Genomic DNA, 23,749 nt, shown 5'->3' on the forward strand with positions numbered 1-23,749 from the left:
GCCGGTGGCCGCGGTGCGGCCGGAGCTACGACCTCCGGCCGAAGAACTCGATCTCCGCCACGGCGACCCGGCGGCCCTTCCCGGTGCCGTACGCCGAGTCGACCACGAGCCGGGCCCGTACGGTCTCCGTGCCGCGTACGTCGAAGGTCTGCTGACCCGCCTGGTCGCGCAGCCGGATCGTCCGACTGGTCTCCTTGCCGTCCTTCGCCGTCAGTACGACGGTGATCCGCGCCGGGCGTGCCTGGGTGAGGAATTCGTCCTTCCGCGCCGAGGTCCCGGAGAAGACGACGATCTTCCGCACCCCTACCGGCTGCGCGAACTCGCACTCCAGGTACTCCCCGGCGCCTTCCCCGGCCTCTTTCGGCGCCCAGTAGCGATTGTTGAACCCGTCGAAGGCCGCACCCGCCGGATGGCCGGACACCGCGCTGGACGCGCGGAACACCGAGGGCGGCACCGACTCGGGAGTCCCCGTCTCGTCCTGCGCGAAGCCGAACAGGCCGGACAGGTGCGGAAGCGCGAACCAGATCCCGGCCGCCAGCAGAAGCAGCACGATCGGCAGCCCGAATCTCGGCCGCCGCCATCCGCGCTTCGGCCTCGTCCCGGCGACATGGGCCTGCCGGGGGCCTCGGCGGAAGATCCGGCGCCACCACGGCGGGCGCACATCGGGGGGCGGGCCGGGGTCGAGGAGCAGCGCACAGCGAACGCAGAGCGTGCGCCCCGGCGCGTTCTCCGTACGGCAGTTGGGGCAGATCACCGGCACTCCGGCGGTGACCGGCCCCGGTGTCTCGGGGGCGGGCGGCCTCGGCCCCCGGTCCGGCCAGGCATCAGGCCCCGGGGCGGGCCCGTCCACCTCCTCCCCGGGACGCCGGGGAGCTGCGGTGGGGGGTGGGGGTGGTGGTGTTGGGGCTGCGGATGGTGGTGGGGCGGTGGGCGCAGGGGGTACGGGGGTGGGCGCGGGCGCCACCGGCGCAACAGGCGGAACCGACGCGGGCGCAGACGCGACCGGCACAACGGGCACCACCGGCACCACCGGCGCGGGCACCACCGGCACCACCGGCACCCCACGCCCAGGCGCAGGCGCTGGTTCCGCGCCCCCCTCCGCCGGCTCCCAGGCCAGGAACGCCTCGCAGGACGCGCAGAACTCCCGCCCCGGCGCGTTCCGGTGACCGCACGACTCACAGATCACTCCGCACCACCCCCCGAGGCCGCCGGGCTCCCGGCCGGCGGCAGGATCTCCAGCGTGAACCCGACGTGCGCCGGGACCTCCGTACCGATCAGTTCCTCCAGCCGCACCCGGTCGATCCGCCGCCCCCGCCCGGCTTCCGGCTCACGGACCCGGATCGTCACCCACGGGCGGGCCTGGCCCGGCAGCGGGGTGAGCGGCCGGGTCGACCACGCCGTACCGCCGCTCTCGACGATCTCCGGTTCCGCGCCGGTCTCCAGCCGTACCGCCTCGGCCAGACCGCCCGACGTCCCGCGCCGGGCGTGCCGGGCCACCGCCCCCCGTACCGCGGCCCGTTGCCGGTCCGGGGCGCTGTCCTCGTACGGCTCCACGGCCACCCACTGGGCGAGCCAGGCGAGAAAGTCGTCCGGGGCGCTGCGGGGGTCGAGGTGGGCGGGCAGGTTGTCGATGGTGAGCAGGACCGGGGCGAGCACGTCGTCCAGCGCGGCGAGGAAGCGCTGGAGGAAGTCCTGCTCCAGGTAGACGGCGGGCAGTTGCTCGATCAGCGGGTGCGGGGTCGGGAGACCGGGGACGCCGGTACGCATCGGCTCAGCCCTCCCGTACCCGGAGCGCGTGTTCGTAGCTGAAGACCAGCGCGTGCCGGTCCAGCGGAATCCGGGTGGTGGCCTCGGTGCGCTCCCCGGTCACCGGGTCCGCCGGGTAGAGCCGTACGTCCTCCACCAGGTCCACCCCGGGCACCCGTTGCAGCACGGCGAACGCCTCGCCCGACTGGATCGGCCGGCCGAACGGCCAGCCCTGCCCGTTCGGACCTCCGGTCAGCGGGTTGAAGTACCCGTACAGCGCGGCGAGCGCCGTCTCGCGGACCCGCTCCACGACGGCCCCCCGCTCGGCCTGCACCGTGGCGACGACCGTGACGCCCTGGTAGAACGGCGGCTCGACCACCAGCCGGGCCCCGATCGGACGACGGGCGTCCAGATGCCCGGCGATGAGGCCGAGGGTCTGGGCGGGCGGGATGAGTTCGTCGAACGCGATCCGGCCCTGCTCGTCACTGCGTCCGGCCGGTACGACGAGCAGCCGCACTCCGCCCGCCTCCGAGCCTCCGCCCGCCTGGGAGCCTCCGCCCGCCTGGGAGCCCCCGCCCGCCTGGGAGCCCCCGCTCTCCGCCGCTGCCCCGCCGCTCCCCCCGGACCCGCCCCCGTCCTCTCCGGCCCGGATGCAGTGCACGCGGGCCGCGTCCGGGGCGATCTCACGGGCCAGGAGTTCGTAGTCGTGCGGGACGACGGCCCGGTGCAGGGTCCGCAGCGTCATCGGCCCGCGCACCCGTGCGCTGTCGACGCTCTCCCCGTCGACCCCGCCGAGCGCCGGGCGGCGGTTCTCCACCCGTGCCACGTACGGGATCGCGCTGCGCAGGACCCGCAGGGTGGACCGGGCGACGTTGCCGCGCAGACCGCCGCCGGTGCGGTAGGAACGCACCCGGACGATGGCGCCCTTGTCCGGGAAGTCGCCGTAGTAGCGGATGCCGCCGTCCCGTTCCCGTACGGCGGGGCCGAACTCCACGCGGCCGGAGTTCGGGTCGAGGGTGATGTGGCGGTCCTCGGGCCCGGAGTGCGCGAAGTCGTCGACCTGGGTCCACCGGGTGAACCCGTCACCGCCCGCCTGATCCGACACCTCCACGACGAACTCGCCGGGCACCACGGGCGGGCGCGCCAGCGTGAACACCTGGCCCGGTACGCCCTCCGCCGCTCCGAGCACCTCGTCCGTGACGGTCTCGGCGTGTTCGGCGGGCACGGTCGCCCCGATCGTGAACGCGGAGATCCGGCGGACCACGGGCGGCGCCATGTACGTCGGCCGGCCCGGCTCCGCCTCGATCAGACGGCAGCGCAGCCAGCCGCCGGTACGGCCCACGACGGCCGCCGGTACGTGGTTCTTCGGCAGATGCAGGATCAGCTCACCGGACCGGTTGAAGCCGCCCGTGTCGTCCTTCTCGACCTCGCAGACCGTCCAGGCGGTGCCGTCCCACGCCTCCCAGAGCAGCGGCGGCCGCAACGGGTCGACCCCGACGCCCTCCACCTTGCAGTCCAGCCGCAGGACGACCACGCCCGCCGGAACGGCGGCGGACAGGCCCACGTACAGGCAGTCCCCCGGCGCCGGAGTGGCCCCGAAACACGCCACGTCCCGACCGAGCGCCAGCTCCTCCGTACGGTCGACGGCTTCCCCGGGAGAGGGCCAGGTGGCGAGATGGGCGAAGGCGCAGGGCACGACCGTCAGGGACTCGGAGGTGGTGAAGACGACCGCCTCCTCCGTCTCCGTACGGACGGTGGCGACCTCCGTACCGGCCCGCACCACCACCGGGTCGGGCTGCGGCGCGGACAGCCGGAACGTCACCTCGGTCTGCGCGGCCGTGGGCGGGTGGAGCCGCACCCCGATCAGGTCGAGGAAGGCCAGATAGTTCTTCTCCGGCACCCTGTTCACCCGGTAGACGAGCTGGTCGACCATGGCCGCGAACGCCTCGATGAGGGTCACACCGGGGTCGGACACATTGTGGTCGGTCCACTCCGGGCAGCGCTGCTGCACCAGGCGCTTGGCCTCGTCCACCAGGTCCTGGAAGCGGCGGTCGTCCAGATGCGGACTGGGCAGCGTCACGCGCCTGCCTCCTCGTCGTAGGGCCTTCCCCGGGCGGCCGTCGCGTCCCGGGCGGCCGTCGCGCCCTGGGCGGCGTTCGTGTCCTGGGCGTGCTGCGGGATCACATAGAAGGGGAAGACCAGGTTCCGGGGGTCGTTGGCACCGCGCACCGTGTAACCGATGTCGATGTAGAGCACCCCCTCGTCCGCCTCGTCGAACCGGACGACCACCTCGGTCACCTCGATCCGGGGCTCCCAGCGCTCCAGCGCCAGCCGTACCTCGTACGCGAGCTGCCCGGCGGTCCCCGCGTCCGCGGGGGCGAACACGTAGTCGTTGACGGCGCAGCCGAACTCCGGCCGCATCGGCCGCTCCCCCGGCGAGGTCGCCAGGATCAGCCGGATCGACTCCTCCAGCTCGTGTTCGCCGCGCACCAGCGCGATGGACCCGGTGGCATCCGTACGCGGGGGAAACGCCCAGCCCGCGCCGATGAACTGCTGTCCCATACCGGCTCAGCCCCCGATCAGCACCGACGTGCACCCGGACACGACCGGCGCACCGCAGCCCGCCAGATCCCCGACCCGGGCGGCGGGCTTCCCGCCGATCAGCACCGAGGAGCTGCCGGGCGGCGCGATCGTGGACGGCGGATGGGCGGCGGGTGACGCGCACTGGTGCGCGGTGCCGACCGTGGCGGCGGGCCTCCCGCCGATGAGCACGGACGGCACACCGGGCGGCCCGACCGTGCCGGGATGCCCGGTGGGATCGCCGACCCGGGCGGCTGCGGACGCTCCTGCCGACATGCGGTCCACTCCTGTCTGTACGAGTGCGAGTACGTCTGCGAGTACGTGTGTGTACGTGTGTGTACGTGTGCGAGTACGGGGCCGAGTACGGGGCGAGTGCGTCAGTTGAGCTTGATCATCGGGGCGTTCACGGACACCGAGGCGCCGCTCTTGATGTCGGTGCGCTGGGTACCGTTGACCGAGACCTGGCCGCCCTGCACCTCCACCGCTCCACCGGTGGAGAGAGCGACCTTCCCGTTCCCGCCGTCGACGGACACTCCGCTGCGGGACGTCAATGTCACGCTGTCACCGGCGAGTTCGAGCGCACCGCGCCCGGCGTCCAGGGCAACTCCCTTGGCCGCCGTGATGGAGACCTGCTCCTCGGCCTCGATCGTCACGCTGCCGTCGCTGTTGATGACGATGGCGGTGCCCTTGCGGTCGAGGTCGATCGTGAGCTTGCCGTCGCCGGTACGGAGCCTGACCCCTTGCGGGCCGTTCGCCGCGTCCAGCAGCTCCAGTTGGTTGCCGCTCTTGGACGCGAAGGCGCGCCGGTTCACGGCCCCGCTGGTGGGATCGACCAGTTCGCCGCCTCCACCGGTGCCACTGCCGGAGGGAGCACCACCGGGCGCATCGCTCCCGGAGGCGCCGGAACCACCCCCGCCCGGCCGGTCCTTCCCGTTGTAGAGCCCCGCGAGCACATAGGGCCGGTCCAGGTGCCCGTGCTCGAACCCGACCAGCACCTCGTCGCCAACCTCCGGAATGAACGCCTCGCCGCCGCCCGTCCCGCCCGACTGCGCCGTACGCGCCCAGTCGCTCGCGTACTCGTCGGACAGCCACGGGAACCGGACCTTGACTCGCCCCGACCCCTCCGGGTCCTGGGTGTCCGTCACGGTCCCGCTGACCAGCCCGGCACACCGCGAGCCACCACCGCCCCCGCCCGGCGCTCCACCGGTCAGCCCGAACAGCGAACGCTCCTGCTGGCCGGAGACGGTGATCCAGGTCTCGTACCCGCGAACGGCGTCGAAGACATGGCGCGAGGACGTCACCGTGTACCGGCCCTCGAACGGGGCACCCACCGCGTTCAGCGCCACCGCGCTGCCCGCCCGGACCTCCGGGTTCCCCCGGATCACCGCCTCCAGCTCCGCGAACGACCCGGCGATCCGCTCCGCCAGGGCCTTCGCCGCCTGGTCCACCTGCGCCTGCGCCCCGTACGCCGCGTCCGTCACGACGAACCGCGCCTCGCCGAACGGGGCGGCCACCTCCGCCGCCGTCACCCCGAGCTCCAGCGTGGACGACTTCCCCGCCGGGGCCCTGCCCACCAGCGGCTGCTTGGCCTGGACGTCCCAGCCGCGCACCTCCACCTCGGAGACCTGCTCGGCGGCGGACACCCCGGCCCGGCAGCGCAGCAGGTTGTTGCCCAGTTCCAGGACGAGGGGATCGCGGTCCGCACGCGCCGAGGCGTCCGGTGCCCCGCTCGCCTCGGCGGGCCGGGTGATGTGCAGCTGCCCGTCGCGTACGTACGCCTGGGCACCGGCCTCCTCGGCAAGGCCACGCACGAACTCCCAGTCGGTGACGTTGGGCTGGGCGATGTGTTCGAGCACGGGCCCGGCGATGTCCACGTTCCCCGGCTTCAGCCCGGCGCGCCGGGCTACCTGACCGCAGATGTCGGCGAGGGTCATGTTCTGGTAGCTGGCCACCCGGCGCCCCCGGAAGAGCCGGTGCGACTCGTCGAGCCCGCGTACGACGGTGAAGGTGCCGGTCTCGTCCAGCTCCACCTCCAGAGCGGTCACCACTCCGTCGAGCAGCGGCTTCGGAGCCGTATCGCCGCCCGCACGGGCCAGCAGCCGGGCCTCGCTGCCGATCTTCAGCCCGGCCTGCTCCAGCAGCACCCGGTCGGGGTCCCGGAACCGCAGCAGGAACAGGTCCGGGAGCGTACGGCTGTCGTCCACGTACCCCTCGACCAGGGTGTTCACGAACTTCGCAGGCAGCGGTGTGCCGCCGAACTCCACCACCAGCGCGGTGGCGACCCCCTGCTGGGCCATCAGCCCCGCCTCTCCCGGTCGACGGAACCGCGAAGCCGGTCGGCCGCGTCCCGGAGCCGGTTCAGCTCGTCGAGGGCGGGCAGCAGGAGCTGCGTCCCCGGCGCGAGCCGCATCGGGTCGTCAATGCCGTTCGCCTCGGCGATCACCCGCCACGCACCGGCGTCCCCGTACTCCCGGTGGGCCAGCGACGGCAGCGAGTCCCCGGCGTCCACCCGGTGCACGCGCCGGGCCGCCAGCGCGCCCGAGGTCGGGTTCTGCCCCGGTGTCTCCCCGCTGATCTCCTCCATCGTGACCTGGCAGACCGCCCGGATCGGCACCCCGGAGGTCGTGAACAGCGTGTATTTCGCGGCCACTTGACTGACGTACCCCGGAAATCCCGTGAGCCCGCCCCAGTGGAAGACCACCCACGGCGGCGAGGAACGCTGCTGCTGCCGGGTCTCGTTCGTCGGCACACAGCACGCGAACAGCTGCTCCACCGAGGTCACCACCCGGGTGTCCTGGGTGTCACTGGCGTCGAAGAACATCTCGACGGTGAGCTTGCTGGGCTGCGACCCCTGGTACTCCGGCGGCCCGGAGCTCTTCGCCCCCTTGGCCGGACTCCGCTTCCAGGAAGCCGCCTTGGTCAGGCTCAGCTCCTTGGGGTTGAACTGGAAGTCGATCCGCCCGCACGGCCCGCCGGGGGTGAGCCCACCGCCGGTCGGCGGGGTCCGCAGCTCCAGGTAGGCGTGCTCCAGCTTGGGCCGGGCCGAGCCGCCCTTCGCGGCGGACGCCACCCCCGACGTACCGGCGGCGCTGAAGGCGATGGGCCCTGCCCCGCTCACGCCGCTCAGCCCTCCATCACATAGCCGTGATGGGCGATCTCGATCGTCTCCATCGCGACCTTCGGCGACTCGGGCGTGAACGACGGGCCGGTCCAGCGCACGGGAACGACCTCCAGCAGCCCCCACTGGGCCACCCTCCGCCCGTCCCCGGTCCGCGCCTCGATGTGCGCCGTCTTGCGGCTGAACCCGGTCGTCATCGTGGCGAACCAGCGCGCCACCTTCTCCGTCTCCCGGGTGAGCGGCCGGGAGAGCTTCACATTGGAGTACTTCAGACGGGTCGGCAGCTGCCACAGATGACCGTTGTTGCCGCCCTCCTCCCGCGTTTCGAGCACCACTTCGCAGCCCAGGCCGTCACATGTGTTGAACGACCCCAGCTCGATGTCGTCGATCGTCACGACGAAGCAGACGCTGACGGCGGGGTCGCTGTCCTGAGCGGTGGCCATGACACGTACCTCTCTCGGTGGGTGGTGCTCAGTGGCGGGTGTTGATGAGGAATCCGGCGCGTTCGCGTTCCAGCCGGAGGTCGGCCTTGAGGAGGCGGCTGAGCGGCGCGTACAGGGCACGGACCAGCTCGTCCGTCACGGGCGGCGCACCCGCCTGGCCCGGTGCTCCGCCACCACCGGCGCGGGAGGCCGGAGCACCTGCCGCGCCGGCGGAGGCGGACTCGGAGTCCGCCTCCGATTCCGGTTCGCTTTCCGGTCCCGTCGCCATGTCCGGTACGGGGTCGGGCGGCGGTGGCTCCTCGGAGATCTCCGCGTCCCGCTGGACGACCGGTCGCGACGTGCCCGAGGGCGGCGAGGCCGACGCGGCGGACGGGGAGCCGAAGACGACGCTTCCGTCGGGCATGCGCTGGGCGACCCCGGCCGCGACGGCGAAGGCCCCGGCCGTGGGAGAGGCGCTGCGGCCGCCGCCCCCCGGCGACCATTGGCCGGTCCGCCGCTGCACCGGGAGGCGCGACGCCGTGGAGGGGGCGCCCGGCGAGGCGACGACGGTCCGCTGCACGGCGGGCGCCCCCGCGTACGTGCCCGCGCCCGCGTACGTGTCCGCCGTGGTCCAGCGCACGGGCACGGCGTTGGGTACGCCAAGGGGTCCGGGGCCAGGTCCCGCACCGGGTCCGGTACCGGCCACCCCACCCGAAGGTCCTTCCGGGGAACGCTGCACGGCGGGCCCGATCGGCGCTTCGCCCCCCTCCGGACCGGCGGTGGTGCGGAGGGCCAACGGACGATCGCCGAGCAGCGGGGCGGTGGGCAAGGGTGACGTGGGACCAGGAGCGACGGGAGCACCAGAGGCACCACCAGGGGCACCGGGAATACCGGTGGAACGCTGGAGATCCGCCCCGGAAGCCTCACCACCGACACCAGCACCGCCACTGGACACGGCGCTGGACACACCACCGGACACGGCACCGACCAGCGGATCGTCGCCGAGCAACGGGGCGGTGGGCCCGCTCACGTCCGTACCGACGGACGGCGGCTCGGGTCCTTCGTCCGGAGCCGCCGCCTCCGCCATGCCGGGACCGTCCTCCGCACTCCGCGACACGGGAACCGGCGCCGCGCCACCCTCGCTACCGGACCCGGCCCCGCCCCCACTCCCGTCCGCGCTCCCGCCTCCGCTCCCCGGTACGGAAGCGGCGGCCGATCGCTGAGCTGTCGGCGGCAGTCCGGCCAGCGGCGCCCCGAGTCCGGGCGCGCGCCGGGCCGGCTCCGCCGCCGGAGGCTCCGCGGCACGCTGAACAGCCCCGCTCCCGGAAGGCCCCGCATCGCCGGGTCGCGGGAGTGCCGACCGCGGTACGAGGGTTTGCTCGCCGACGAGTTGACGTACGGGAAGGTCGGCCACCGCCCGCTCCCCGGCCGAGGTCATGGCCGGTGCGCCACCTCCGTACACAAGCTGTACGGGGACGGTCTCCGCCCGCATCGGCATCTCGACGGACCGCTGGGCCGTGGGCGGCGGCTGTGGGCCCACCGGCGCCGGAGCGGTGAGCCCGTGGACGAGTCCGGCGGGCGCGTCGGGGCTGACGAGATGCCCGAGGGGCGTACCGAGCGCGGTGCCCTGCCGGGTGGACAGCGACTGCTCGAACCCGGAGGGATCCGTGACGAGCTCCTGCCCGGCGAGGGTCCGCTGCATGGGCACCAGCCGATGCACATCGACACGGTCATCCCGCGGTGCCGGTGTCCGTGCGCCTTCCGAAGGCACCGGCCCGGCCCCGCTCGTGGAACGGCCGCCGCGCAGCCAGGACATCAGCCCCATGGATCTCGTGTCCTCCCCCGCGCCACTCGCTACCGCCCGTTGAGGCGAGCGATCTGTGCGACGAACTTCAGGCGTTCCGGATGTTCCAGGTCCAGCAGGTCATCGAGCGGCCAGTGGAAGTGATAGGCGAGGTACGCGACCTCCTCGTAGAGCAGGTCGGCCGCGTACGTCACGATTCCCCCAGGCGGCCACCGGCGAGATCCACCGCGAACTCCTCCTGGCAGGAGGGACAGGTGACGGCGGCGCGGGTGTGCCCCTCGGCGTTGATCCGGCGGTAGAAGTCCTGGAGGAACGCCAGGTCCGAGGCGAACAGGTCCTCGATGATGCCGGGGTGGATGTCGTCGATGGTGCCGATCCGGGTCACGACCCGGGAGATCAGGACGACGGAGAGGTACGCGGAGTTCTCCCGGACCCGGTCGTCCCGCAGCGGCACCAGTTCGTCGCGGGCGGTCGCGAGCCGCATGACTCCGCTACGGTGCACGGCGCCCGAGTCGTCGACGTACCCACGCGGCAGCTCGAACGCGAACTCCGTCCGCAGCGGCTCGGGGTGCCGGTCCCGGCCCTGCTGCTCCGACCGCTCCGCCCTTTCCGGCTGCTCCTGCCCGGGGGGCTGGAACTGGACCGTACGGCGCATCAGTCGAGTTCCATGCTCTCGTAGGTGATCGCCAGCTTCTCCGTCAGGACCGAGGTGTCACCGGCCTTGAGCGTGCCGATCTCCAGGGACTTCGGCCAGGCGTTGATGAGCTTGTAGCGCTTGATCGGCATGCCCTCGTAGTCGTAGACGATGACCGAGCCGTTGCGGCGGGCGTCCGTCATCCGGCCGAACCGCGAGTCCTTGATCCAACGCTCGAAGCTGTTGTCCTCCGTGAGACCGCGCGTCACGGTGACCTCACCGGCCTTGGGACGGCCCGGCAGCTTCTTCAGGGCGTACTTGCCGTCGGCGGTGTTCTGCTTCAGCTCGATGACGTCCTGTTCCATCTTCAGACCGCTGACCTCGGTGATCTGCTTGATGAGGACGCTGTCGAATTCGAGGCCGAACGAGCACCCGACGGAACTGTCGAGATCGGGAAGTGGCACAACGGGCTCCTTACGCCATGCTCAGAAACGGGCCGGGCTGCGGGCCGTTCGAGGGTCCGGTCATTCGTCGATCCCGCCGGTGCCGCCGGTCAGCTGGGAGAGCCGGAACACCACGAACTCGGCCGGCTTGACCGGTGCGACACCGATCTCGCAGATGACCTGACCCGCGTCGATGCTCTCGGGCGGGTTGGTCTCGCGGTCGCACTTCACGTAGAACGCCTCGTCGGGCGTCAGCCCGAACAGCGACCCCTTGCGCCATTCGTTCACCAGGAACGCCGAGACCGTGCGGCGGATACGGGCCCACAGCGCGTCGTCGTTCGGCTCGAAGACGACCCACTGCGTACCGGCGAGGATCGACTCCTCCAGATAGTTGAAGAGCCGCCGCACGTTCAGGTACCGCCAGGCCGGGTCCGAAGCGAGCGTCCGCGCACCCCACACCCGGATTCCCCGCCCGGGGAAGGACCGGATGCAGTTCAGCCCGAGGGGATTGAGCAGATCGTGCTCGCCCTTGGTCAGCTGCGTCTGCAACGCGACGGCTCCCCGGACCACCTCGTTCGCCGGAGCCTTGTGCACCCCGCGCGAATCGTCGTTGCGCGCCCAGACCCCGGCGATGTGCCCACTGGGCGGTACGAGGGTGGCGCGGCCCGAGGCGGGGTCGGCGACGCTGATCCAGGGGTAGTAGAGCGTCGCGTACTTGGAGTCGAAGTTGGCCCGGTCGGTGCGCCAGCCCCTGACCTGCTGCGGCGAGAGCCCCGGCGGCGGGTCGAGGATGGCGACGCGGTCGCCCATCAGTTCGCAGTGGGAGATCAGCCCCTGCTGGACGGCGATCACCGACTCCAGGTCCAGCAGCCCGCGTTCGTACGCGCTCATGAGGTCGGGAACGGCGATCATGGTGACCTCGTCGACCGCTTCCAGGCCGCCGAGCCCGGTCCTGCGGTCGGCGTCACCGACGTACACCTCGGGGGCCAGCGACCCGGCACCACCGGCGGCGGGGGCGGCGGGCGCGAGGGTGACGGACTGCGTCTCTGGGCGGGCGGGCGCGGCGCCGCGCCCCGACTCCCGTACCTCGATGAGCTCGGACTTGGCGTTGACCCGGGTGGCGACGTTCTCCTTGCTGCGCTTCGTCGTCACCGAGGGGTACGTCTCCGCGACCTGCCCGTCGCGCTTCACGATGAGCTGGAAGACGTCGGAGGGAGGGTCGTCGCCCTCGACGTCCGTCACCTCGACGCTGATCTCCCCGGCCACGCCCGGCCGGGGCTTCACGGCGTAGGGGCCGACCTGCACCTCGGACCCGGCAGCCAGTTGGCCGGTCTCCCCGCTCTCCCCGTCGCCGCCCTGCGCGGAACCGTCGCCGATCCGCACGACGTAACAGATGCCGCCGCCGTTGGCGAAGAAGCCGTAGACGGAGGAGGCGAGGTACGTACCGTCGACGAAGTCGCCGAAGGTACTGACGAACTGGCTCCAGTTCGTGATCAGCGTCGGCTCGTCGAGAGGTCCCCGCTGGGCGAAGCCGACGAAGGCGGCGACCGAGGTGCCCACCCCTTCGATCGGCCGGGATCCGGACTCGACCTCTTCGACGTAGACGCCCGGGGACAGGTACGACGGCATATGAGCCTCTCCTTGACGCGCTCCTCGACGTGCTGCTCGCCCCGTTCCACGACCGGGGAACGCCGGCAATTCTCGCCACTGGTTCGATCACCGGGAACGGATGCACGGCCGCCCTGCCGCGCACCGACGGCTGCCCTAAGAGGCAACGCGACAGCTCCGCCCGGACGGGCCGCCTCTGCCCCCGACCGCGCCCCCGCACACTCCGCCCGCCCCCGGGGTCCCCCGGCACCCTGACAGGCACCACGTCCGGGCAACCGAGGGCTGCTGGGAGGGACGGCGATGAAGGCGGTTCCGGAGAAGACGGCCCCCACCGCGGCACCCCGCACCGAGACTCCGCACACGGCTCCTGTTCCCTCCCGGCCCTCCCCGGACCGCCGCTCGCTCCAGCGGCTGCAACGGTCGGCGGGTAACGCGGCGGTATCCCGCCTGGTCGCGCAGCGCTATACGGCACCGGTGAAGCCGTCCCCCGCGCAGGCTCCGGGTTTCCGGGCGGTGAAGGCGGATGTGGCGGCGAAGCGGACCCGGATCGCTGTCCACGCGCCCGCGGCTGCGGAGTCGAAGGCGTCGCAGGACGCGGCGGTCGCGCCGCCGGACGACAAGGAAGCCCAGGGCAAGACGGCGAACGCGGAGAAGATGAATGCCGCGAAGCCGGGGGAGTTCGACAAGAGGGCGTTCGTCGACGCGGTGAACAAGGCGATCGACGCGCAGGCGCCGAAGAACCTCGACGAGGCCGACAAGTTCTCCAAGTCCGGGAAGGCCGACCAGGTCAAGGCGGAGGTCGACGGGAAGGTCACGGACGGCAAGGAGTCCTCGGCCAAGGACATCGACACGGCGACGAAGGCCCCGCCGGACACCTCGGCCGCCAAGGACAAGGAAGTCACCCCCCTCACCCCGGACCAGGCTCCCGGCAACCCGGGCGCCCCGTCCGCAGCGGACGCGGTCCCGGCGAAGCAGCCCGCGGCGGTGACGGACTTCTCCGAGGGCCCGGCGCAGAACGACCAGGCGATGGCGGACGCCGAGGTCACCGAGGAACAGCTCACCAAGAGCAACGAGCCGGACTTCAACGACGCCCTCTCCGCGAAGAAGACCGCCGAGACGGACTCCGCGAAGGCCCCGGCGAAGGGCCAGGCAGCGGAGAACCAGCAGCTGGCGGGGGCGAAGGAGGGTGCGGCGGCGTCGGGCGCCCAGGCGATGACCGCGCTGACCGCGACCCGGGCATCGGCGGGGAAGCAGGTCGACGGCGGCAAGGGCGACACGAAGACCAAGGACGAGAAGAAGCGCGCCGAGGTCACGGCGAAGCTCCAGAAGGTCTACGACGGCACGAAGAAGGACGTCGAGACCACGCTCTCCGACCTGGACAAGAAGGTCGACACAGCGTTCACGGCGGGCGAGAAATCGGCGCGGGACGCGTTCACGGCGGACCACAAGCGCCGGATGAAGAAGTACAAGGACAAACGCTACTCGGGCCTCATGGGCAAGGGCCGCTGGGTGAAGGACAAGTTCGCCGGCCTGCCGAAGGAGGCGAACGACCTCTACCAGGAGGCCCGCAAGCTCTACGTGTCCCAGATGCAGACGGTGATCTCCGCCGTGGCCGACCTCATCGGTACGGAACTGGGCAAGGCGAAGACCCGTATAGCGAAGGGCCGCACCGAGCTGAAGGCGGAGGTCGACAAACTCCCCGCGGACCTCAAGCAGTTCGGCGAGGACGCGGCGAAGGACTTCGCCGGGAAGTTCGACGACCTGGAAGCCACGGTCAACGAGAAGTCCGAACAGCTGGTCCAGGACCTCGCGTCGAAGTACACCGCCGCACTGAACAAGATCGACGAGGAGATCAAGAAGCTCCAGGAGGCCAACAAGGGCCTGATCGACAAGGCGAAGGACGCCATTGTCGGCGTCATCAAGACGATCAACGAACTGAAGAACCTCCTCCTCGGCATCCTCGCCAAGGCCGCCTCCGCGATCATGAAGATCATCAAGGACCCGATCGGTTTCCTGGGCAACCTGGTCAAGGCGGTCGGCGCGGGCCTCAACCTCTTCATCACGAACATCGCCGAGCACCTCAAGACCGGCGTCGTGTCCTGGCTGCTGGGCACCGCGGTCAAGGCGGGCCTCGAACTCCCCGCCAGGTTCGACCTCAAGGGCATCATCCAGATCATCGGCTCACTGCTCGGCCTGACCTGGGACAACATCCGCACCCGCGTGACCCGCAAGGGCGTCCCCGAAGAGGCGATGTCCGCCGTCGAAACGTCCGTCCCCGTCGCGAAGAACATCGCCCGAGAGGGCCCGGCAGGCGCGGCAAAGGAAATCCAGGCGGAGACCGGCGACCTCAAATCCACAATCCTGCAAAAGCTGACGAGCTACCTGATCCCCACGGTCATCATCGCGGGCATCACCTGGATCCTCTCCCTCCTCAACCCGGCCTCAGCGTTCATCCGGGCGGTCAAGGGAATCATCGACATCGTCACATTCATCGTGACCCAGGGCGCCCAGATAGCCGACTTCGTCAACGCGGTCCTGGACGCGGTCATAGCGATAGCCAACGGCGGCGCGGCAGGCGTCCCAAAGCTGGTAGAAGCCGCCCTGGCGACCAGCGTCCCGTTGTTGATCGGCTTCCTGGCGTCACTGCTGGGCATCGGCGGCCTCGCCAACAAGGTCAAGAGCGTTTTCCACGCGGTGTCCCGGCCTGTCACCCGCGCCATCGACAAGATCGTGGACTTCCTAACCAAGAAAGGAAAGAAATTCCAGGACAAATCAAAAAGCAGAGACAAGAATAAAATTAATTCAGAAAAGAGCAACGGGCCGACGGTTCGAGAAGTTCGCAAATCCTTCACCATCGGCGGCGAGCAACACACATTACTTCTGTCGATCAAGAACAAGAAGCCCCACGTCGAAATGGCGTCGGAGCATTGGAACTACCTCAAAAAGCTCATCAAATCAGCCCGGCGAGACATTCCGAATCGCACCGCCGACCCGACCCAGCGCAAGGAGATCACGGATGGCCTCGACCGGGTCGATCTGGTCCTCGACCAACTGGAAGCGGCCGGCGAGTGGGACTCCAACATCCCCTTGCGGCAGCGTCGAGAATTCGAACGCACCCTGTCACACCTCACTGCCATCCTTGGCGAGATAGGCGGTAAATACGGATTCCCCAAACTCAAGGAACTGAAGAAGCCTTCGGACTGGCTTCTGGGCAACCTCCTGAAAATCGAATTACGCGATAACAAAGAATTTCGCAGGGTCGTATACGGCGGCTGGGCCCCATCTTCAACAAAGCTTCGCAAGACGACCAAGGCAAGTCTCCTGGCCGCCATGTCGACGGCCACGGTGAGATCTGTTTGGTCGGCAGATCCAAAGTTCGGGCAGCCGGGCGTATATGTGTGCCCCGGCTACCCTGCCCTCGGCCTAATGCCACACCTCGCTGACAGTACCGACCCAGCGGAGTTCCTCACTCTGGACCACGATTCACCGGTCGCCGACCACTGGATGAATCGGGGCAACCGGCGCAGCCATCCGGATCGGGAACGTTTCTATAACGATCCGAACAATCTGGTGCCGATGTGCAACACCTGCAATGGCACAAAGGGCGGTCCCCGCATTAGCGCCTGGATGGTCCATCAGGGGTTCACCGACCACATGGGACGTGGGCTGTGAGCACTTTCGCGCTGTGGCATCCCACCTGCACTGCGGTTAGGCAAGGGTTTCGGTGTGTCGCCGACGTTACGGCGACAGATTTTCAGGAGATCAACGAGGGTACAGAATCCCTGATGACTGCATTCGCTCGCACGCTCGGCATGAGCGGGATCGTGCGGGATTGGAGTGTCGGACTATTCCTGTCTCCGTATTACGCCTACGAGATATGGCCCGATCAGCGGCCGTTCGCCGAGGTCGCGTCGGACACCGCCGACTGGCAAAACCGCTTCGGCCCGGCCTGGCGAGTGTCGTGGCTGGTCACTGAGCGACCACCGTTTCAGTACGGCGGACTCGGGCCGTACTACGTTGACGAGATCGACCGGAGCTGGGCGGACGAGCCAGGCTTAACCGGGGCGGAGGCCGAGGAGTACGAGGTGGTCGTTCTGGCCGACGGTGGCAGCATGTCCAGCATGTCCTTCCTGGACGGCCTGGTGAGCCCAGAGCAGATCGATGTGGTGGATGTGCCCACCGGCCTCCTGCCGCTGAACCGGGTGACGATCCGGTTGGGGCGCGTTCGCCCACTGCTCGTCGAATCCGACCTCGCAGCGATCCTGAGAGCGTTCGGAGTCAACCTCTATTCCACGCACCACCTTCTGACCAGCAACTATCACCTACCCTGGCCTCGTCTTGTTCCGTGGTGAGGTCAGGCGAGCACCGACCGCACTTCACCGGCGGCTGCATCATAGGCACCGGTCTGCCCCTGGGCGCCTGACACGACCAGCAGACATCACCCAGACAAGTTCAGCCGGTCAACGGCTCTGCAGCGGAAACCCTCTGGCTGTTGCCCACTACGCAGCCCCCAGGTCGCCGAACTCTCCTGCCTTGGCACCTCTGAGCCAGGCCTCCATCTCGGTCCGGGTGAAGAAGACCACGCCGGCATCCGGGTGGTTGCTGTTGCGGACCGCTATACGACCATCGTCCAGAGGCGCGGCCTCCACGTAGGCGCCCTGATCGCCGCTGAAACTGGACTTCCGCCACTTCTGCCGCAGCCACCTTGCCTGACAGAGAGACTGGTTCGGTGCCCGTCATGCGTACTCCTCCGCGAGGTCTCGCACCATCGTGATCGACGCGTCCGGACTCAGAGCCAGCCCTACCAGGTGCTCGAACGCCACATTATGCGCATCGACTTCGTGGGCACTTTCGAGGTAAAGGGCTCCGGCCCGATGCTCCACGTACGCGATGCCCGGATCGGCCGACCAAGGAAACCCCAGGATCTGGAACGGGCCTGCAGCCATGCCGGGGTGTGCACCGTGCGAGTACGGAAGGACCTGCACCGTGATCTTCGGGTGCTTGGCCATCTCGGCCAGGTGGATGAGCTGGTCCCTCATGAGCGGCGCACTGCCGACCACCCTGCGCAGTACCGCTTCGTTGACGACCGTCCACAGGCGCAGCGGATCAGTGTCCCGGCTGAGCGCAGTCTGTCGGGTCATACGGAGGTTGATGTGTCGCTCCACATCCGCATCGGCCCTTTCAATAGTTCCGCAACGCGTGATGACATCGACGTATGCCCTGGAGCAACCCAGGAACGGCTTTACTCTCGTACGCGGGGATCTAGGCTCTCTGTTCCAGTCGACGAACAGCGAGAAGCCACGCGGCATCGGGTTGCCGTTGAACCTCTCCCACCAGCTCTTCTGGCGAGCGTTCTTGGCTGCGCCGAGGTAGTCTCCCAGCGTTCGTGTGGAACCTTGTAGAGCGGCGACGGTACTTCGTCCAAGTCGCCTACCACGACATGGCGTTCCGCGACCTCGCAGTAGGACACCTCCGCCACGGTGCACCGCAGGCCTCGGCCACCTCCCACTGATCCAGTCCCGGTTGCCTTCCAAGCCGGCACTCGTTGAGATGCGCCAAGAACTTGCTCACCGATCAGTTATCACGCATCGGCCACCCGCACAGGCAGCGACTTGAGGCCGTTGATGAAGTTCGACACCAGTCGGCGCGGTGGGGCCGCGGGGTGGAGTCGGCCGGATGGCAAAGCTCGGCACATCTCCTCGTACAGAGCCCGTAGTTGCAACCGTGCGAAGTGCGCCCCCAGGCAGACATGCGGGCCGTCGCCGAACGAGATGTGTGGGTTCGGAGACCGGGAGAGGTCCAGGGCGTGCGGGTCGGGGAAGACGCGTTCGTCGTGGTTGGCCGAGGCGTGGAAGACGACCACCTTGTCGCCAGCGCGGATACGGATGCCCGCCAACTCCGTGTCCTGGGCGGCCGTGCGGCGGAAGGTCAGGACCGGCGGGTGGCGGCGGAGCAGTTCGTCCACGGCCGTGGTGAACCCCACCTCGCCGTTGCACAGACGCCGGTAGGCATCCGGATGCTGGGCCAGTAGGTGCAGGCCGCCAGGAGCCGCGCTGCGTACCGTGTCGTTTCCCGCCACCACCAGCAGGAAGAAGAACATCTCCAGCTCGCGTGCGGTCAGTTCGGGGTCGGTGGCGAGGGCCGTCATCACGTCGTCGGCAGGGTGCTGACGCTTGTGTGCCGCCAGCTCGTGCGCGTACTCGAACATGTCGCGCAGCGACGCCGGAGAGCGCGGGTTGACCGGCTTGCCGTCCGGGCCGAATATCGGCGTCCCCGCCTCGTCGGGGTCCTGGTAGCCGATGACCCGTTGGGTCCAGTGGAGAAGGAGGCCCCGGTCGCTGTCCGGTACCCCCAGCAGGTCCGTCAGGTTGAGCAGCGCGTAGTCGTCGGTGACCTGGGTGACGAGGTCGCAGGTGCCATCGCCGTCCCGCGCCTCGGTGACCGCCCGGTCGAGGAGGGAGCGGGCGCGTTCACGTACGACCGTCTCGAAGCGGTCCACCCGCCCGGGGGTGAAGGCGCGGCTGACGAGCGTACGCAGTCGCCGGTGGTGCGGTGGGTCCTGGTTGAGCATCATGCGGCGGATGAACGGCAGGTCAGCGGGGTCCGGGTCGCGGATCTGGGTGGCGCCGAGGTACGAGGAGTACGCAGACGAGTCCTTCAGGACCCGAACGGCGTCCCGGTGCCGGGTGACCGCCCAGAAGCCGGGGCCCGCAGGCCACCCCAGTACCTCCGGCTCCTCCTGCCACGCGACGGGATGGTGATCGCGCAGGTGGCGGTAGCGGTCGTGGGGGATGCCCAGCGCGTACTGCCTCGGGTCGAAGATGTCCGGTGCGGGCGATCCGGCGTCAGGCCCACTCACGCCGTCACCTCGCGGCCCTCCACGTCGGCGTCGGCGTCCGCCCGCAGGAAGTCCTCCATCACACGGATCAGGTCGAGCGGAGCCTCGTCCATCGCGTAGTGGCCGCACGAGGGCAGCTCCACCAGTTCGGCGCGCGGAAACCAGCGCATCCAGGTGGCGCGCTGCAGATCGGCGGAGAGGGCCGGGTCCAGCGCCCCCGCGACCGCCAGGGCCGGCACGGTCGAACCGTCGATCCGGTCGTGGAAGTCCTCGCCCGCCCAGGAGTCCAGCCAGGCCCGGAACGCCTTCGCGTCGCTGCACTCGACCGAGCGACGCACCATGCGATCCAGCCAGCCCGCCGGGCGCCGGCCTCCGGTGGTGGTGTCGAGGATGGCCCGACGGTTGTCCGGGTTCTGCGCCGCCGCGGCAAACAGTTCCCACTGCTCGGGCGGCAGAGGCAGGCCGGACGCGGGGACCGGTGACACCCCGACGATTCTGCGGACCCGTTGCGGCGCCGCGGCCAGCGTCCGCTGGATGACGGAGCCACCCATCGAGTGGCCGATCAGCGAGAACCGGTCCCAGCCGAGCCGGTCGGCCAGCGCGATCACGTCGTCGGCGCCCTCCGCCGTGGTGTACGAACCACCCGCGTCCCTGGCCTCGCCGTATCCCCGTAGATCCACCACCGCGTACTGGAACGAACCGAAGTCGAGATCCGGCAGCAGCGGGTCGTAGGCGGAGCGGTCGGCGAGCCAGCCGTGCACAGCGATCACCTTGTGCGGGCCGTCGCCGTGCAGGACATGAGGCAGAACAGACAATGCGGTCACACTGGCTCCCGTCGCGGTACGGCGATGATCTGTCGTCAACAGCCCGCCCGCCCACGGTGGCGGCAACCACCAGACCGCGCAAGGGCACACGCGGAGCCTGCCGCAAGGCCGCTGGTCATGTCACGCCGACGGGTACAGATGCCGGCGGGCAAAGGTGCGGACCGGACCCCGATCCCGACATCAACCGGACTGGTCTCTGGTGCTGTTGGAGTCACTGCGGTTGAGATGGCCGACTTTTCGTGCGGTCCCGTCCGGACGTCGTGCACCGCGATCTTCGTGGGACTGTCGGATCCCCATCCGCCACCCCACGCTTCTCACAGAAATCTCGTTGGAGTCGATTCGTGAAGATTTCCGCCCACGCCCCCGGTGAGGGGCCCACCAGATCCGTGTCCGTGTCCGTCCACGAGGGCACCATCGAGGCTGTGCGTGCCCGTGTCGGCAAGCGCGGGGTCTCCGGATACGTCGAGGCCGCCATCCGACGCCAGATCGAGCGCGACAACCTTGCCGAACTGACCGCCGATCACGAAGCCGAGCACGGGGCCTTCAGCCAGGACGAGATTGACGCCGCGTGCGCTCTGCTGCAAGGGGGTGCGGACACCATGGGGAGCGTTGCCTGATGGCGGCCTGACGGCCCTGACTGCCTGGCAGCTCCCTGCCGCCCTCCCCGCACGGCCCACGTACCGGAGCGAGAGCGGCAGCGGCATGTCCACGCACGCCGAGCCGCGTCCGCCACGCGCCCTCAGCTCTGCACCAGCCGCAGATACGGTCCGAACTCCGACGCCAGCGTCAGCCGTCCCAGCTTCTGGTACTCCCGCTGGATCGCGTGAATCAGCGTCGGCATCGTCACCGACTCGCCCGTATCCGCCGCCAGGTACGCCGCCGTCACCGCGATCGAGCGGATGTTGCCGCCCGCCAGCTCGAAGTTCTCCGCGCAGAAGTCCAGGTCAAGGTCCGTGCCCCTCGGCAGGAGCGGGCCCAGGCAGCGTTCCCAGAGGACCAGGCGTTGGTCGGGGTCCGGGACCGGGAAGTCGATGACCAGGTCCAGGCGGCGGGTGAAGGCGTCGTCCAGGTTCGCCCGGAGGTTCGTCGCCAGGATGGCCAGGCCGTCGAAGGACTCCATGCGTTGCAGCAGGTACGCGCTCTCCACGTTCGCGTAGCGGTCATGGGCGTCCTTCACGTCCGACCGCTTGCCGAAGATCGCGTCCGCCTCGTCGAAGAGCAGGACGCCGTTCACCCCTGCCGCCTCCGTGAAGATGCGCTCCAGGTTCTTCTCCGTCTCGCCGACGTACTTGTCGATGACCGTGGCCAGGTCGACCGTGTAGAGGTCCAGGCCCAGGTCTGCGGCGATCACCTCCGCCGACATCGTCTTGCCGGTGCCGGAGTCGCCCGCGAAGAGCGCCGAGACACCCCGGCCCCTGCCGCCTCCCGGACGCATGCCCCACTCCCCCAGGACCCGGTCGCGGTGGCGGGCGCGGGCGGTGAGTTCGCGGAGCTGGGTGTGGGAGTCGGGGGGCAGAACCAGGTCGTCCCAGGTCACCGTGGGCTCGATACGGCGGGCCAGCCGGTCGAGGCCCGCCGCGTTCTGGGCGCGGGCTCCCTGGCGTACGTGGTCGGGGGTGAGGGTTCCCCCGGCCAGGCGGGCCGTCTGGGCGGCGCTCCGGGCGGCTCCCGTCACCTGTTCCGGAGTGAGGAGGAACGGCGCGAGGAGATGGTCCGGGTCGATGGCGGGCGGGAGGGGGGACGGGGCCACCTGTTTGTACGCGTCCGTCCAGAGCGCGCCGCGCGCCGACGGCTCCACCCTGGGGGCGTGCAGGAGCAGTGGTGGAGAGGTGGACCAGGACGCGTCCCAGGGCACCCGGCCCACCATGACCGTCGGTACGGGGGTGGCCGTGAGGAGCCTGAGCAGGTGCGGGTGTTCGCGCGAGACCGCGTCCAGCGGGGCGCAGACCAGGCCGGCGCCCGTCAGCCGCGCCTCGCGGACCAGGGAACGTACCGCGTCCGCCGGTGCGGGGTCCTCGGCCAGCCGTGCCAGGTCCAGGCCCAGGACGCCGCGGCCCGCCAGCGTGAGTGCCGAGGCTGCCAGCGCCGTGCCCGCGCCGCCCTGGTCCTCGCCGAGGTAGGCCAGCGGGACTCCGTCGGTCAGGACCCCGGCGAGCGGAGCCGGGTCGCCGACGCCCGGTATCGCGTGCCACGGGGCCAGCAGGTCCGCCAGGCGCGGGTCCGGGGTGTCGTCGCCCAGGAGGTGGGCGGTCACCCGGTCCGGTACGCGCAGCGCGCGGCTCAGGAACGGGCGGTCCAGGTCCTCGACCAGCAGCAGCCGGCCCTCGCGCAGCGGAGAACGGGCCGACAGCCGGCCGCGTGCCACCTGGTCGGCCGGAGACAGTCCGCACAGTCCCAGCGCCAGACCGATGGACGGGCGCCGGCGCGTCACGTCGTCGTTGAGGTAGCCGTAGAACGCCTCGAACCGGTCGTCCAGATCCGGTACGAGGGCGATGAGCAGGATCTCGATGTCGAGCGGCGTGAGCCCGAACTCGGTTTCCAGGGAGGTCAGTCGGGATGCGGGGGCGAGGATACTCGGGGCTTCCGGGACCTCCGGCAGCGGCTCGGGGAACCCGCGTACCGCGTCCTCGTCCAGCAGCCTCGCGATGTTCTCGTCCGTGAGGTACAGCCCCCGGAACGCGTCGTCCGGGTCCGGGTCGACGCGCTGCCGGGCCTCGACCGCCCGGCGGATGCGCTGCTCCACGGCCACCGCCCGGGCGAGGAGATGGCGCAGGTTCGGGTCGTCGGTGGGGTGGCCCGAGGTCGTCATGCGGTGCCGTCCTCGCTGTCCTCCGTACGTCCGCCTCGGCCGTCCCTCTCGCCTCGGCTGCCTCGGCTGCCTCGGCTGCCTCGGTCGTCCCGGCCATCCCTCGCGCCCCGGTTCTCGGTGATCCGGAGCGAGAGGCCCCGGCGGGGCTCGCCCGTACCGGACGCCGTACGCCGGTCCCGTCCATCGGCATCGGACCGTCCATCGGAGCCGGCCCGTCCATCGGGGCCGTCGCGTCGGTCGGACCCGTCGACCACCACCCGTCCGGGGCGGCCCGGACGGGACCCGTACACCGGCAGACCGGGCCCACGCCCCGGCATCGGCTGACGGGGCTGTTCCGGAGGCGTCGGTACGTCCCCGAACCGTGCCTGGAGCCCCCCGTCCCCCACCGGCGGACCCGCCACGTAGGTCGGCGATGCCGTCACCGGAACGCTGACCACCAGGTCGAGCGAGGGTTTCAGCTCCCCGCCCAGCGCGCTCCACACATCCGCGAACGAACGGTCCTCGGGCGGCGGCAGCGCGATCGACATCGGTACGGCGGCCCCGATCTCCGCCAGTGAACCCGTGAGCCGTTCCGGGGGCAGCGCCTCGTAGTGCAACAGGCACGCGAGCAGCGAGGACAGCAGACGGTGTTCGTCCTCCGGGCGCTTCGTCCACGCCGTGATCAGGTACGACAGCTTGAAGTAGCGGGGCGGGCGGCGGCGCGCGACGACCGTCCCGCGCTCGTCGTACTCGTTGTGCAGGCCCCGCTCGCGGCGCTTCATGTCCTCGCGGATGTCATAGAGGTAGAGGTTGACCATGGGAGCGTTGACCTTCGCCGCCCACTCCCTCGTCGGCGCGTCGAAGACCACTGCGATCTGACCGCCTTCGAGCACTTCTGCCCGGATCAGGGACCGTAGTACGTCGTCGACCTCGTGGATCATCCG

General features: G+C 70.2%; 22 protein-coding genes. 3 read left to right on the forward strand and 19 right to left on the reverse strand.

What is annotated here, in order from left to right:
* Positions 1–25: 25 nt before the first annotated feature.
* The 13 genes from OG413_RS09925 to OG413_RS09985 all read right to left on the reverse strand — a co-directional run bounded on the left by OG413_RS09925 (position 26) and on the right by OG413_RS09985 (position 12,376).
* Positions 26–850 (reverse strand): hypothetical protein, encoded by an 825-nt coding sequence (locus tag OG413_RS09925; RefSeq protein ID WP_266804382.1) that lies wholly within the window; start codon positions 848–850, stop codon positions 26–28.
* A gap of 332 nt (positions 851–1,182) precedes the next feature.
* Positions 1,183–1,767 carry a phage tail protein gene (locus OG413_RS09930; protein ID WP_266804383.1) on the reverse strand — a complete coding sequence of 195 codons (585 nt, stop codon included), beginning with the start codon at positions 1,765–1,767 and terminating at the stop codon, positions 1,183–1,185.
* A 4-nt stretch (positions 1,768–1,771) separates the two neighbouring features.
* Positions 1,772–3,826: a putative baseplate assembly protein gene (locus OG413_RS09935; protein ID WP_266804385.1), complete on the reverse strand. Its 2,055-nt coding sequence runs from the start codon at positions 3,824–3,826 to the stop codon at positions 1,772–1,774.
* Complete coding sequence (locus OG413_RS09940; RefSeq protein ID WP_266804387.1) at positions 3,823–4,308, reverse strand: GPW/gp25 family protein; 486 nt, start codon at positions 4,306–4,308, stop codon at positions 3,823–3,825. The genes OG413_RS09935 and OG413_RS09940 overlap by 4 nt, the downstream gene beginning before the upstream one ends.
* 6 nt (positions 4,309–4,314) lie before the next feature.
* Complete coding sequence (locus OG413_RS09945) at positions 4,315–4,602, reverse strand: PAAR domain-containing protein (RefSeq protein WP_266804389.1); 288 nt, start codon at positions 4,600–4,602, stop codon at positions 4,315–4,317.
* 101 nt (positions 4,603–4,703) lie between these two features.
* Positions 4,704–6,623, reverse strand: a complete 1,920-nt coding sequence (locus tag OG413_RS09950; RefSeq protein ID WP_266804391.1) for a VgrG-related protein — start codon at positions 6,621–6,623, stop codon at positions 4,704–4,706.
* The gene (locus tag OG413_RS09955) at positions 6,623–7,444 is read right to left on the reverse strand and encodes a LysM peptidoglycan-binding domain-containing protein (RefSeq protein WP_266804393.1); all 822 of its coding nucleotides are present in this window, start codon (positions 7,442–7,444) and stop codon (positions 6,623–6,625) included. Before OG413_RS09955 ends, OG413_RS09950 begins: the two co-directional genes overlap by 1 nt.
* A gap of 5 nt (positions 7,445–7,449) precedes the next feature.
* Entirely contained in the window at positions 7,450–7,887 is a 438-nt protein-coding gene (locus OG413_RS09960) for a phage tail protein (RefSeq protein ID WP_266804395.1), read from the reverse strand.
* A 28-nt stretch (positions 7,888–7,915) separates the two neighbouring features.
* Positions 7,916–9,568 carry a hypothetical protein gene (locus OG413_RS09965; protein ID WP_266804396.1) on the reverse strand — a complete coding sequence of 551 codons (1,653 nt, stop codon included), beginning with the start codon at positions 9,566–9,568 and terminating at the stop codon, positions 7,916–7,918.
* A 152-nt stretch (positions 9,569–9,720) separates the two neighbouring features.
* The gene (locus OG413_RS09970; RefSeq protein ID WP_266804398.1) at positions 9,721–9,864 is read right to left on the reverse strand and encodes a DUF6760 family protein; all 144 of its coding nucleotides are present in this window, start codon (positions 9,862–9,864) and stop codon (positions 9,721–9,723) included.
* Positions 9,861–10,325, reverse strand: coding sequence for a hypothetical protein (locus OG413_RS09975; protein ID WP_266804400.1), 465 nt, complete (start codon positions 10,323–10,325; stop codon positions 9,861–9,863). Before OG413_RS09975 ends, OG413_RS09970 begins: the two co-directional genes overlap by 4 nt.
* Entirely contained in the window at positions 10,325–10,768 is a 444-nt protein-coding gene (locus OG413_RS09980) for a phage tail protein (protein ID WP_073727493.1), read from the reverse strand. The genes OG413_RS09975 and OG413_RS09980 overlap by 1 nt, the downstream gene beginning before the upstream one ends.
* 60 nt (positions 10,769–10,828) lie before the next feature.
* Positions 10,829–12,376 (reverse strand): phage tail sheath subtilisin-like domain-containing protein, encoded by a 1,548-nt coding sequence (locus OG413_RS09985; protein WP_266804405.1) that lies wholly within the window; start codon positions 12,374–12,376, stop codon positions 10,829–10,831.
* A 279-nt stretch (positions 12,377–12,655) separates the two neighbouring features.
* On the opposite strand from OG413_RS09985, the gene OG413_RS09990 reads away from it, so the two are divergent.
* Both OG413_RS09990 and OG413_RS09995 read left to right on the forward strand, forming a co-directional pair.
* Positions 12,656–16,027, forward strand: a complete 3,372-nt coding sequence (locus tag OG413_RS09990) for a hypothetical protein (RefSeq protein WP_266804406.1) — start codon at positions 12,656–12,658, stop codon at positions 16,025–16,027.
* Between the two features lie 113 nt (positions 16,028–16,140).
* Positions 16,141–16,707, forward strand: a complete 567-nt coding sequence (locus tag OG413_RS09995) for a hypothetical protein (protein ID WP_266804408.1) — start codon at positions 16,141–16,143, stop codon at positions 16,705–16,707.
* Positions 16,708–16,854: 147 nt separating this feature from the next.
* Here the strand turns inward: OG413_RS09995 and OG413_RS10000 are convergent, their stop codons facing one another.
* The 4 genes from OG413_RS10000 to OG413_RS10015 all read right to left on the reverse strand — a co-directional run bounded on the left by OG413_RS10000 (position 16,855) and on the right by OG413_RS10015 (position 20,017).
* Positions 16,855–17,055, reverse strand: coding sequence for a DUF397 domain-containing protein (locus OG413_RS10000; RefSeq protein ID WP_266810028.1), 201 nt, complete (start codon positions 17,053–17,055; stop codon positions 16,855–16,857).
* A 36-nt stretch (positions 17,056–17,091) separates the two neighbouring features.
* Positions 17,092–17,664 carry a DUF5753 domain-containing protein gene (locus OG413_RS10005; protein WP_266804409.1) on the reverse strand — a complete coding sequence of 191 codons (573 nt, stop codon included), beginning with the start codon at positions 17,662–17,664 and terminating at the stop codon, positions 17,092–17,094.
* Positions 17,665–17,936: 272 nt separating this feature from the next.
* Complete coding sequence (locus tag OG413_RS10010; RefSeq protein ID WP_266804411.1) at positions 17,937–19,214, reverse strand: cytochrome P450; 1,278 nt, start codon at positions 19,212–19,214, stop codon at positions 17,937–17,939.
* The gene (locus tag OG413_RS10015) at positions 19,211–20,017 is read right to left on the reverse strand and encodes an alpha/beta fold hydrolase (protein ID WP_266804412.1); all 807 of its coding nucleotides are present in this window, start codon (positions 20,015–20,017) and stop codon (positions 19,211–19,213) included. Before OG413_RS10015 ends, OG413_RS10010 begins: the two co-directional genes overlap by 4 nt.
* A gap of 341 nt (positions 20,018–20,358) precedes the next feature.
* Between OG413_RS10015 and OG413_RS10020 the strand changes: the two genes are divergently transcribed.
* Positions 20,359–20,634, forward strand: a complete 276-nt coding sequence (locus tag OG413_RS10020) for a hypothetical protein (RefSeq protein ID WP_266804413.1) — start codon at positions 20,359–20,361, stop codon at positions 20,632–20,634.
* A gap of 122 nt (positions 20,635–20,756) precedes the next feature.
* On the opposite strand, the gene OG413_RS10025 is transcribed toward OG413_RS10020, so the two are convergent.
* Both OG413_RS10025 and OG413_RS10030 read right to left on the reverse strand, forming a co-directional pair.
* The gene (locus OG413_RS10025) at positions 20,757–22,826 is read right to left on the reverse strand and encodes an ATP-binding protein (protein ID WP_266804415.1); all 2,070 of its coding nucleotides are present in this window, start codon (positions 22,824–22,826) and stop codon (positions 20,757–20,759) included.
* The gene (locus OG413_RS10030) at positions 22,823–23,746 is read right to left on the reverse strand and encodes a DUF4255 domain-containing protein (RefSeq protein ID WP_266804417.1); all 924 of its coding nucleotides are present in this window, start codon (positions 23,744–23,746) and stop codon (positions 22,823–22,825) included. The genes OG413_RS10025 and OG413_RS10030 overlap by 4 nt, the downstream gene beginning before the upstream one ends.
* Positions 23,747–23,749 lie beyond the last annotated feature (3 nt).

It is taken from the genome of Streptomyces sp. NBC_01433 (assembly GCF_026340105.1).
Taxonomy (GTDB): Bacteria; Actinomycetota; Actinomycetes; order Streptomycetales; family Streptomycetaceae; genus Streptomyces.